We start from the raw sequence: 9,756 nt of genomic DNA, 5'->3' as shown, positions 1-9,756 counted from the left end.
GGACGACCGTCCACCTGGTCGCGGTTGCGCAGGCGCACCGGCGAGGCGTCGCGCGGCAGCCGGGCCAGGGCGCGCACCGCCTCCTCCAGCTCGCGCGACCCGGGCGCGGCCCGCCGTACCTGCTCCTTGAGCCCGGCCCGGCGGGCGGCGTACTTCTCGACGACGGCCCGTCGCCGCTGGTCGGCGACGATCTTGCTCTGCTTGGCCATCAGCGCTCCTCACGGAAGTCGACGTGGCGTCGTACGACGGGGTCGTACTTGCGGATCGTCATCCGATCCGGGTCGTTGCGGCGGTTCTTGCGGGTCACGTAGGTGTAGCCCGTGCCCGCGGTGGAGCGGAGCTTCACGATCGGTCGCACGTCAGATCCCTTCTTGGCCATCTCAGAGCTCCCCTCGGGCCCGCAGGCCTGCGACGACCGTCTCGATCCCGCGCTGGTCGATCGTCTTGATGCCGCGGGCGCTGACCCGCAGCGTCAGGTGGTGCCCGAGCGAGGGCACCCAGTAGCGCTTGCGCTGGATGTTGACGTCGAAGCGCCGGCGGGTACGGCGGTGCGAGTGGGAGACGTTGTTGCCGAACGCCGGTCGGGCGCCGGTCACCTGGCACACCTGGGACATCGCTGTTCCTCCTTCGTGGGATGTGGCATGATTGAGAACGATTCTCATTCTAACCATGGAGGCAAGACATGAAGCAGGGCATCCACCCGGACTACGGACCGGTGGCCTTCCGCGACCGCGCGACCGGTGACGTCGTCCTGACCCGGTCCACGCTGGCCGGCCGGACCGACGGCGAGGTCATCGAGCTGGACGGACGCAGCCACCCGCTGGTCGACGTCGACGTGAGCGTCCACAGCCACCCGTTCTGGACCGGCCAGGGGCGGGTGCTCGACACCGAGGGCAGGGTCGAGGCCTTCGAGCGCCGCTACGGCCGCACCGACCGCGGAGCGCAGCGGTCATGAGGGTGCCCGTCGTCCTGATCGCCGGCGTCGACCCCGACGCCATGGCGTCGACCATGGTGGGACTGCAGTTCGACCTGCCCGGTGCGGTCGCCGTACGCCACGCCATCGACGTCGAGCGCGGCCTGCTGACCCGCACCGTCAGCGACCTGTCCGGCGTCGTCGAGACCCACGAGACGCTGCTCGAGCACGCCTGCGTCAGCTGCGCGATCCGCGAGGACATCGTGCCGACGCTCGAGCGGCTGGCGCGCGACGGCCGCTGGCAGAGCATCGTGGCCCATCTCCCCGTCGGCGCCGAGGCGGCGCACCTGTGCTCGGTGCTGACCTGGGACACCCGGCTGGCGCGCTTCCTGCGGATCTCCGCGGTCGTCACGGCCGTGGGATCACAGGACCCGGTGCGGGACCTGCTGGGCGACGACCTGCTCGCCGATCGCGGTCAGCACTGCTCGCACGACGACCGTCGAGGCGTCGGAGAGGTGCTCGCCGCCATGGTGGAGTACGCCGACGTGGTCACCTTCGACGACGCCGGGGAGCCCCTGGACCCGGTGGCCCGGGGGCTGGTCACCGCACTCGCGCGACCCGACGCCGCCGTCATCGAAGGGGGTCACGGACTCGACGGCGCCACCCTCACCGGGCGGCTCCACCAGCACACGCGCACCGACGCATGGACATCGCCCACCCGCACCGACGCCCTGCCCGACCTCCGCGCCGAGGGCGTCTGGCGCCTCGACCTCCAGTCGCTGCAGGCCTTCCACCCCGAACGGCTCCTGGAGTCGCTCGAGCTGCTCGGCGCCGGTGCGCACCGCTCCCGCGGTTGCTTCTGGCTGCCGACCCGGCCCGGCAGGGCCCTCACGTGGGACGGCGCCGGCGGCCAGGTCAGCATCGGCGACCACGCCGGCTGGGCGCTGCGGCACCCCTTCACCCGGCTCGTGATCACCGGCGTGGGCGCGGCTCCCGCATCCTTGCGCGCGTCCTTCGACGACCTGTTGGTGCGGCCGGGCGAGAGCGGCACGTGGTCGGTCAGCGAGGACGGCTTCGAGCCGTGGCTCGGCCCGATCCGCGAGGTGGCGTGATGGCAGTCCCGAAGCGTCGTACCTCGCGAAGCAACACCCGGCACCGCCGCTCGCAATGGAAGGCGACCGCTCCCGACCTCGTGCCGGTCACGATCGAGGGCGTCCTGCACCGCGTCCCGCGCCGACTCGTGGGCGCCGTCATGGACGGCCTCGTCGACCCGCGCACCGGCCGACCCACCAGAAGGGGGACCCGATGAAGGTCCGCAACTCGCTCCGCTCGCTCAAGGCCAAGCCCGGCGCGCAGGTGGTACGCCGCCGCGGCCGGACCTACGTGATCAACAAGCAGAACCCGCGGTTCAAGGGCCGACAGGGCTGAGCCCGGCTCGTCACGCCCGGCCGAGGGGCCCCGTGGCGACCTAGAACACGTTATCGTTTCGCCATGAGCCTGCAGCAGGAGTACGACGTCGTGGTGGTCGGTTCGGGCGGCGGTGCCCTGACGGGTGCCGCGCTCGCAGCCAAGGCCGGACTGAGCACCCTGGTGCTGGAGCGGACACCGCTCATCGGCGGGACGTCGGCGTACTCGGGCGGCGCCTGCTGGCTGCCCGGAACCGACGTGCAGCAGCGGGCCGGCCTCCCCGACTCGACCGAGGGCGCGCGCACCTACCTCGCCGCGGTCCTCAAGGAGGCGGACCAGGAGCGGGTCGAGGCGCTGCTCACCCAGGCGCCGAAGCTGGTCGCCGAGCTCGAGGCCGACGACCTGATGGACTTCGAGTGGATCCCGTTCTCGGAGTACTACGACGCTCCCGGCCGGGTCCCGATGGGCCGCTCCATCCAGCCCACCACCATCAAGCGGGCCGACCTCGATCCCGCCGTCGGCGAGCTGCTGCGCCCGCCGGTCGAACGCGACCGGGTCGGCGGCAGCGGCCGCTCCACGCTCTCCGGCGGCCAGGCGCTGATCGGCCGCCTCGCGGCGATCGTGCTGCGCGACGGAGGCACCATCGCGACCGGCCACCACGTCATCGGCTTCCGGCGCGACGACACCGGTCGCGCGACCACGGTCGTCACCGAGGGCCCGGACGGCCCGGTGGAGTTCACCGCACGGCGCGGCGTCCTGATCGCCGCGGGCGGCTTCGAGGGCAGCGCCGAACGACGCGCCGCGCACGGCACACCCGGTCGCGCGGAGTGGACGATGGCGCCGCAGGGCACCAACACGGGCGAGGTCATCGACGCCGCCGCAGCCATCGGCGGCGCCACCGACTGGTCGGGCGAGGGCTGGTTCTGCCCCGGCCTGTTGCAGCCCGACGGCAGCGGCGCATTCACGCTCGGCTTCCGCGGCGGCCTGATGGTCGACCAGTCCGCGCAGCGGTACGGCAACGAGTGCCTGCCCTACGACCAGTTCGGCAGGGTCATGGCCGGCTCCGACGACCGCACCCCGTCGTGGTTCGTCTTCGACTCCCGCGAGGGTGGCGCCCTGCCCGCGATCGCGATCCCGGAGGGCGACCGTGCCGAGCACCTCGCCGCCGGCACCTGGGTGCAGGCCGACTCGATCGAGGAGCTCGCCATCGCCGCAGGCCTCGACCCCACCGTCCTCACACAGACCGTCGAGCGCTTCAACGGCTTCACCACGACCGGCGTCGACGAGGACTTCGGTCGTGGCCAGGACGAGTACGACACCTTCTTCGCGAGCGCCGGCAGCCCCAACAAGGCGCTCGTCCCGCTCGACCAGGCGCCGTACTTCGCCGCGAAGTTCGTGCTCTCCGACCTCGGCACCAAGGGCGGCCTCGTCACCGACGCCTCGGCACGCGTGCTCGACACCGAGGGCGCACCGATTCCCGGCCTGTACGCCGCCAGCAACTCGACGGCGTCGGTCTTCGGCTCGGCCTACCCCGGCCCGGGCGCGCCGCTCGGCGCGGCGATGGCCTTCGCCTCGCTCGCCGTCGAGGACATGCTGCGCTGATCGTTCAGGGGGTGGCGAGGCGGTCGAGCACCGTGGTGGCGTACCTGGTGAGCGCTGCCACCTGCTCGCGGTCCATGCCGTCGAAGAACAGCTCCCGCACCAGTTCCACGTGACCGGGGGCGGCCCCGGCGATCGCCGCCATGCCCTCCTCGGTCAGGTCCACGAAGGCTCCTCGACGGTCGTCGGCGCAGTGTCGTCGTACGACGAGGCCGCGGGCCTCCATCCGGGTGATCTGCTTGGAGACCCGGCTCTTCTCCCACTGGAGGCGTTCGCCGAGCTCGAACATCCGGAGCGAGCAGTCGTCGACGCCGTCGTCGCTGCGCTGGTCGGTCAGCGCCACGAGGATCTCGTAGTCGGCGATGGAGAGGCCGCTGGCGGCCTGCAGCTCACGGTTGAGCCGCGCACTGAGCTGGGAGTTGAGGTCCACCCAGGCCCGCCACGCCTGCTGCTCCTCGGCGTCGAGCCAGCGCGTCGTCGTACTCATCCTTCGATGGTAGCCACGAATGTTGACACATCCACGACTTTCGGCGCGCGGAAATGCGGGTGGGATTGGTCACCTTCGCCGTCCCAGCGGGCGGCTCGATTACCCCCGGCCCCCGTTGCGCGGCCTACGATCGAGCGATTTTGTTGATGGACCGAAGGGGAAGCCGTGAGCGTCACCGAGGACAAGTTCGACCGCTGGAAGCACCACGAGGAGCTCGCCGAGGCGGCGATCCCGATCATCGGCAAGCTGCAGCGCGAGAAGGACGTCACGATCCTTCTGCACAGCCGCTCGCTGGTGAACAAGTCGGCGGTCAGCATTCTCAAGACCCACCGCTTCGCCCGGATGATCGAGGGCGAGGAGCTGTCGATCTCCGAGACGTTCCCGTTCCTCGAGGCCATCGCCGCGCTCGACCTCGGTGCCGCGAAGATCGACCTCGCGCTCCTGCTCGGCAGCTACAAGGCGTCCGACACCAACCTGAGCCCGGCCGAGTTCACTGCCCTGGCCCTGTCCGACGCGACCGGCGACAACAAGACCACTGCTCCTGGCCCGCAGGACATCGTGCTCTACGGCTTCGGCCGGATCGGCCGCCTGGTCGCCCGCCTGCTCGTCGAGAAGTCCGGCTCCGGCAACGGCCTGCGCCTGCGCGCCATCGTCGTCCGCAAGGGCGGCGAGGGTGACCTCGCCAAGCGCGCCTCGCTGCTGCGCCGCGACTCGGTGCACGGCCAGTTCAACGGCACGATCACCGTCGATGAGGAGAACGACCTCATCATCGCCAACGGCAACGTCATCAAGGTCATCTACAGCAACGACCCCACGACGATCGACTACACCGACCACGGCATCAGCGACGCGATCCTGATCGACAACACGGGCAAGTGGCGCGACCGCGCCGGCCTGTCGAACCACCTGCGCCCCGGGATCGCGAAGGTGCTGCTGACCGCACCCGGCAAGGGCGACGTCCCGAACATCGTGCACGGCGTCAACCACCTCGAGACCGACCTCGACGAGAAGATCCTCTCCTGCGCGTCGTGCACGACGAACGCGATCGTTCCCCCGCTCAAGGCGATGGAGGACGAGTTCGGCATCAGCCGCGGCCACGTGGAGACGGTGCACTCGTTCACCAACGACCAGAACCTGCTGGACAACTACCACCCGGCCGACCGCCGCGGTCGCTCCGCGCCGCTCAACCTGGTGATCACCGAGACCGGCGCCGCGTCGGCCGTCGCGAAGGTGCTGCCGGACCTGGACGCCAAGATCACCGGCAACTCGATCCGGGTCCCCACGCCCGACGTGTCGATCGCGATCCTCTCGCTGCAGCTGAAGCGCGAGACCACCCGCGAAGAGGTGCTCGAGCACCTGCGCAAGACGTCCCTCACCGGGCCGCTGAGCCGCCAGCTCGACTACACGACCGCCAGCGACGCGGTGTCCACCGACTTCATCGGCTCGCGCGCCTCCTCGGTGATCGACGGCAACGCCGCCATCGTCGACGGCGACTCGGCGATCCTCTACGTCTGGTACGACAACGAGTTCGGCTACTCCTGCCAGGTGCTGCGCACCGTGCAGTACGTGTCGGGCGTCGAGTACCCGACACTTCCCCGCGCCTGAATCCTCACCTCAAGCTGAGCGCCCGTGTGCGCCGGTGCTGGGCAGCCCTTGCGGCGCGCCCGGGACCGGCGCACACTGCAATTGAGGGGACCAATCGGGGGTTCCCGAAGGGGCGCAACCATGACCGACACCAGCGTCGACATCCTCGCCGACACCATCACCCAGACCCACGACGTGCTCGCCGAGCGACTCGCCCGGGCGGTCGCCTGCAGGCCCACCCGCGAGCGGCCACGCGACCGGCTCGCCGCCACCGATCCCTTCCTCGCGAGCGCCAGCCGCCACGTCTCCGCAGCCAACGCCGTGCTGGCACCGTGCGCGCGGCGCCACCTCGCCGAGGGGCGCCACCGCGCCCAGGAGTTCGCCCACGAGAGCCGGCGCCTGGAGGTCGCGCTGGCCCAGGTCAAGGCCAAGCTCTACGGCTCCACCTTCGTCGTACGACGTCCGTGGTCGTCGATCTGGGAGGAGGTCGAGGACGCGCTCGGTCAGTTCCGGGCGCTCGAGGAGCAGCTGGCCGACGACCTGATCGCGACCGAGGCCGGGCCCGACACCGACGACCTCGCCGAACGCCTCTACCGGGCCGAGCAGCGGGTGCCGACCCGGCCCCACCCCTACCTGCCCCACCTGGGCCTGCGCGGCCGGATGGCGCGGCGGGTCGCGGTCCGGGTGGACCGCTTCTGGGACACGGCCGAGGGGCGGATGGTCCCGGAACCGGTGCGGCCGCACCGCTCGCGCGATGGCCGGATGACGCAGTTCCTGCTAGCCGATCCGCACGCGACGACAGCCCCCGCTAACAGCGGCAAGCGGCACCGCGCCGACTGATCCTGTCCGCGATCGAGCGCCGGGTTACGCTCAATTGCGGGTGACGGTCACCACGTGGCAATCGTGACCGGCGCCACTGCGCTAACTATTGCAAGCATGCGAAATTTGGTGGGTCAGACCTCCCCGACCTGGGGAGGCCGCCCACGCCGCGCTGAGGCCCGCGACGACGTGGAGCGACATCGCACAACGATGAAGTAGTCGCGGGCACGGGAGAACCAATCAACACCGCCGGACCGCCCCACGGGGCGAACCGGCTCGGGGCGAAGGAACACCAGTTCCTGGACATCAGCAGTCCAAGCCCGACAGGTCACCTTTCGCAAGCGTCGCTGTTGGAGACACTCCGATGTCCACCACCCTTTCGCGCGCTGGCGCACGCCTGCTCGTCGTTCCGCTCGCCACCTCGCTCCTCGTCTTCGCGCCCGGCGATTCCGCGCGCGCCGAGGATGCCGTCGCTCCGGCCCCCGTGGTCAGCACGGCCACCGCGACCGAGCCCAGGACGGCTCCGGTCGTCGTGGTCAAGAAGGTCAAGAAGAAGAAGCTCTCCGTCGGCCGACGCGCCCTGAAGGTCGCCAAGACCCGCGCCGGCAGGCCCTACGTGTACGGCGCCAACGGCCCGAACGCGTTCGACTGCTCCGGCCTGGTGCAGTGGTCCTTCCGCAAGGTCGGCAAGAAGCTCCCCCGTACGTCGGGCGCCCAGGCCGGTGCGACGCGCCGCGTCAAGCACCCCCGTCGCGGCGACCTCGTGTTCTTCTCCAACGGTGGCCACGTCTACCACGTCGGCATCTACGCCGGGAACCACACGGTGTGGCACGCCTCGCGTCCCGGCGCCCCGGTGAAGAGGGAACGCATCTGGACGAGCTCGGTCTTCTACGGCCGCGTGCGCTGATCCAGCACCACCCGCAGCAACCACGGAACCGTCGGTGCCCCGTATGGGGAGGCACCGGCGGTTCCGTGGGTTCCACGGTCGATTACGGTCCTCCCATGGAGCAGCGCGACCGGCGGCGACTTCTCGCCGGCACCGTTCTCGTGGCGCTGCTCACCACCGGATGCGGTGCCACGGATCGTGGCGGCGCGGCACCGACCGGGCCCCAGACCACGGCGCCCACCCTGCCGACGGTGACGCCCACGGTGCTGCCCCCGGAGCCGACCGCCACGGAGCCGACCGCGCCGACCCCGCCGGTCGATGACCCGCTGACGCAGAAGGCCTCGAACCGCAAGCGCTACCACCGGCTCGACGGCCAGTCCTACCGCTTCGAGAACTCCCGGCGCGGGCTGGACTACGCCGCAGCGCACGGCTACCTGTGGATCGACATCGACACGAACTACTGCCTGGACGACACCCGCACCCGCCAGGTCCCGATCGCGACGCACTGGCGCAAGCTCGACACCGAGGGCTTCGACCCGGGCGGTCGCTATCCGCCCGACACCCGGTGGTCCGACCTCACCCTGAGCCAGGTGCGCGAGCTCCGCTCGGCCGACGACCCGCCGTACCGGCTCGTCACGATGGTGGACATGGTCAGGTACGCCGCCCGGGTCGGGCTCGAGGGCATCGAGTGGGAGGTCAAGGCCGGCCGCGGCTTCGAGAAGGTCGAGACCTACCGCGAGGTGTTGCGGGTGGCCCGCGAGCTGGGGATCACGATCGAGGTCAAGACGCTCTACGCACTCGGCGGCGCGAAGGCGTCACTGCGCCGACTGCGTGCCGCCAAGCAGGCAGGCGCCACCACGATGCTGATCGTCACCCGCAAGCAACCGCGGATCCTGCTGAACCCCGCGCACGAGACCTTCATCGACTTCGTCCGTGGCAAGTGGGGACGGGCCGGATGATCTACATCGACGACATGCAGCGGCCGGCCCGCGTCGGCCCGGTCGAGGGCGTCTGGTCCCACCTGTTCTCGGACCTGCCCGGCGAGGCCGGCACCGCCGAGCTGCTCGCCTTCGCCGAACGGCTCGGGATCGATGCCCGCTGGATCCAGAAGGCGGGTACGGCGACCGAGCACTTCGACGTCCGCGAACCGACCCGGCAGCGGGCGCTCGCGCTCGGTGCGACGCCGATCCGGTACGGCCGGGCCGTCGCCGCGATCACCATCGCCAAGCGGGACGCCGGCGCCTAGCGTCCGGTGTACTCCGGCGGTCGCTTCTCGATGAACGAGGTGACGGCCTCGTCGAGGTCGTGGCTCAGCAGGAACGCAGCGTTCCAGGCGGCGGTGTAGCGCAGGCCCGCCTCGACCCGCGGGCCACGTTCCACGTCGAGGACGTCCTTGATGCCCCGGACGACGAGCGGCGAGTTCGCGGCGATCCGACGGGCAAGATCGGCCGCCGCGGCGAGGGCGCTGTCGGCATCGGGATGCACGTGGTTGACCAGGCCGATCGCCGCAGCGCGCTCGGCATCGATGTCGTCCCCGGTCAGGGCCAGTTCCCGCAGGTGGCCGTCACCGATCATGCCGACCAGGCGCTGCAGGCTGCCGAGGTCGGCCACGATGCCGACCTTCGCCTCGCGCACGCTGAACTTCGCGTCGGCCGAGGCGATCCGGACGTCGCAGGCGACCGCGAGGTCGACGCCGCCGCCGATGCACCACCCGGTGACGGCAGCGACCGTGGCCTTGCGGGTCTTCGCCACCACGTCGAGCGCGGCCTGCCAGCGCCGGATCATCGCGTGCAGGTCCTGGCGCCCACCCGAGTCAGTGGCCGCCTTGTTCTGCGCGAAGGCCTGCACGGCCTCCATCAGGTCGAGGCCGAACGAGAAGTGGCCGCCGGAGCCGGCGAACACGATCACCCGGACGTCGTCGTTGCCGTCCAGCGCGGTCACGGTCTCGGCCAGCTCGACGAAGAACTGGGCATCCATGACGGCCTTGCCCCTCGGGCCGGCCAGCGTCACGGTCGCGACCGGGCCGTCGTACGCGACGGTGAAGCGGGAATCGCTCATCAG

15 protein-coding genes are annotated in these 9,756 nt (G+C 70.9%); 10 read left to right on the top strand and 5 right to left on the bottom strand.

Annotation, left to right across the window (positions count from 1 at the left end; genetic code table 11):
* The 3 genes from ACOADB_RS27800 to rpmB form a co-directional block, all read right to left on the bottom strand.
* The coding region (locus tag ACOADB_RS27800; RefSeq protein WP_378606781.1) for a 30S ribosomal protein S14 at positions 1–209 on the bottom strand (209 nt) is incomplete at its 3' end.
* Entirely contained in the window at positions 209–379 is a 171-nt protein-coding gene (gene rpmG / locus ACOADB_RS27795; RefSeq protein ID WP_056715493.1) for a 50S ribosomal protein L33, read from the bottom strand. The genes rpmG and ACOADB_RS27800, both read right to left, overlap by 1 nt.
* A gap of 1 nt (position 380) precedes the next feature.
* On the bottom strand, positions 381–614 hold the full coding sequence (gene rpmB, locus ACOADB_RS27790) for a 50S ribosomal protein L28 (protein WP_378606778.1): 234 nt from the start codon (positions 612–614) through the stop codon (positions 381–383).
* Positions 615–682: 68 nt separating this feature from the next.
* On the opposite strand from rpmB, the gene ACOADB_RS27785 reads away from it, so the two are divergent.
* From ACOADB_RS27785 to ACOADB_RS27765, 5 genes are all read left to right on the top strand, one after another.
* On the top strand, positions 683–955 hold the full coding sequence (locus tag ACOADB_RS27785; protein ID WP_378606775.1) for a type B 50S ribosomal protein L31: 273 nt from the start codon (positions 683–685) through the stop codon (positions 953–955).
* Entirely contained in the window at positions 952–2,025 is a 1,074-nt protein-coding gene (locus ACOADB_RS27780) for a GTP-binding protein (protein WP_378606772.1), read from the top strand. Before ACOADB_RS27785 ends, ACOADB_RS27780 begins: the two co-directional genes overlap by 4 nt.
* The gene (rpmF, locus tag ACOADB_RS27775) at positions 2,025–2,222 is read left to right on the top strand and encodes a 50S ribosomal protein L32 (RefSeq protein ID WP_378606769.1); all 198 of its coding nucleotides are present in this window, start codon (positions 2,025–2,027) and stop codon (positions 2,220–2,222) included. Before ACOADB_RS27780 ends, rpmF begins: the two co-directional genes overlap by 1 nt.
* Entirely contained in the window at positions 2,219–2,341 is a 123-nt protein-coding gene (gene ykgO / locus ACOADB_RS27770; RefSeq protein ID WP_182378950.1) for a type B 50S ribosomal protein L36, read from the top strand. The genes rpmF and ykgO overlap by 4 nt, the downstream gene beginning before the upstream one ends.
* Positions 2,342–2,404: 63 nt before the next feature.
* Positions 2,405–3,922, top strand: a complete 1,518-nt coding sequence (locus ACOADB_RS27765) for an FAD-dependent oxidoreductase (RefSeq protein ID WP_378606766.1) — start codon at positions 2,405–2,407, stop codon at positions 3,920–3,922.
* A 4-nt stretch (positions 3,923–3,926) separates the two neighbouring features.
* On the opposite strand, the gene ACOADB_RS27760 is transcribed toward ACOADB_RS27765, so the two are convergent.
* Positions 3,927–4,406 (bottom strand): MarR family winged helix-turn-helix transcriptional regulator, encoded by a 480-nt coding sequence (locus ACOADB_RS27760; RefSeq protein WP_378606763.1) that lies wholly within the window; start codon positions 4,404–4,406, stop codon positions 3,927–3,929.
* A 165-nt stretch (positions 4,407–4,571) separates the two neighbouring features.
* Here ACOADB_RS27760 and ACOADB_RS27755 point away from each other — a divergent pair, with 165 nt between their 5' ends.
* The 5 genes from ACOADB_RS27755 to ACOADB_RS27735 all read left to right on the top strand — a co-directional run bounded on the left by ACOADB_RS27755 (position 4,572) and on the right by ACOADB_RS27735 (position 8,941).
* Positions 4,572–6,011, top strand: coding sequence for a glyceraldehyde-3-phosphate dehydrogenase (locus ACOADB_RS27755; RefSeq protein WP_378606760.1), 1,440 nt, complete (start codon positions 4,572–4,574; stop codon positions 6,009–6,011).
* 120 nt (positions 6,012–6,131) lie between these two features.
* Positions 6,132–6,830 carry a hypothetical protein gene (locus tag ACOADB_RS27750; RefSeq protein WP_378606757.1) on the top strand — a complete coding sequence of 233 codons (699 nt, stop codon included), beginning with the start codon at positions 6,132–6,134 and terminating at the stop codon, positions 6,828–6,830.
* Between the two features lie 343 nt (positions 6,831–7,173).
* Positions 7,174–7,716 carry a C40 family peptidase gene (locus tag ACOADB_RS27745; protein WP_378606754.1) on the top strand — a complete coding sequence of 181 codons (543 nt, stop codon included), beginning with the start codon at positions 7,174–7,176 and terminating at the stop codon, positions 7,714–7,716.
* Positions 7,717–7,811: 95 nt separating this feature from the next.
* Complete coding sequence (locus ACOADB_RS27740) at positions 7,812–8,654, top strand: hypothetical protein (protein ID WP_378606751.1); 843 nt, start codon at positions 7,812–7,814, stop codon at positions 8,652–8,654.
* The gene (locus ACOADB_RS27735; protein WP_378606748.1) at positions 8,651–8,941 is read left to right on the top strand and encodes a DUF4031 domain-containing protein; all 291 of its coding nucleotides are present in this window, start codon (positions 8,651–8,653) and stop codon (positions 8,939–8,941) included. The genes ACOADB_RS27740 and ACOADB_RS27735 overlap by 4 nt, the downstream gene beginning before the upstream one ends.
* On the opposite strand, the gene ACOADB_RS27730 is transcribed toward ACOADB_RS27735, so the two are convergent.
* A partial coding sequence (locus tag ACOADB_RS27730) for a crotonase/enoyl-CoA hydratase family protein (protein ID WP_378606745.1) occupies positions 8,938–9,756 on the bottom strand: 819 nt, incomplete at its 5' end. The genes ACOADB_RS27735 and ACOADB_RS27730 overlap by 4 nt on opposite strands.

The organism is Nocardioides sp. CPCC 206348, assembly GCF_048654705.1.
Classification (GTDB): domain Bacteria; phylum Actinomycetota; class Actinomycetes; order Propionibacteriales; family Nocardioidaceae; genus Nocardioides.
The sequence above is the reverse complement of the archived record's forward strand: the minus strand, read 5'-3'. Positions and strand labels throughout refer to the sequence as shown.

Bases quoted from the DNA above. Each gene is read 5' to 3' on its own strand.
- rpmG (WP_056715493.1), bottom strand. From the start codon at position 379: ATGGCCAAGAAGGGATCTGACGTGCGACCGATCGTGAAGCTCCGCTCC.
- rpmB (WP_378606778.1), bottom strand. From the start codon at position 614: ATGTCCCAGGTGTGCCAGGTGACCGGCGCCCGACCGGCGTTCGGCAAC.
- ACOADB_RS27785 (WP_378606775.1), top strand. From the start codon at position 683: ATGAAGCAGGGCATCCACCCGGACTACGGACCGGTGGCCTTCCGCGAC.
- ACOADB_RS27780 (WP_378606772.1), top strand. From the start codon at position 952: ATGAGGGTGCCCGTCGTCCTGATCGCCGGCGTCGACCCCGACGCCATG.
- rpmF (WP_378606769.1), top strand. From the start codon at position 2,025: ATGGCAGTCCCGAAGCGTCGTACCTCGCGAAGCAACACCCGGCACCGC.
- ykgO (WP_182378950.1), top strand. From the start codon at position 2,219: ATGAAGGTCCGCAACTCGCTCCGCTCGCTCAAGGCCAAGCCCGGCGCG.
- ACOADB_RS27765 (WP_378606766.1), top strand. From the start codon at position 2,405: ATGAGCCTGCAGCAGGAGTACGACGTCGTGGTGGTCGGTTCGGGCGGC.
- ACOADB_RS27760 (WP_378606763.1), bottom strand. From the start codon at position 4,406: ATGAGTACGACGACGCGCTGGCTCGACGCCGAGGAGCAGCAGGCGTGG.
- ACOADB_RS27750 (WP_378606757.1), top strand. From the start codon at position 6,132: ATGACCGACACCAGCGTCGACATCCTCGCCGACACCATCACCCAGACC.
- ACOADB_RS27745 (WP_378606754.1), top strand. From the start codon at position 7,174: ATGTCCACCACCCTTTCGCGCGCTGGCGCACGCCTGCTCGTCGTTCCG.
- ACOADB_RS27740 (WP_378606751.1), top strand. From the start codon at position 7,812: ATGGAGCAGCGCGACCGGCGGCGACTTCTCGCCGGCACCGTTCTCGTG.
- ACOADB_RS27735 (WP_378606748.1), top strand. From the start codon at position 8,651: ATGATCTACATCGACGACATGCAGCGGCCGGCCCGCGTCGGCCCGGTC.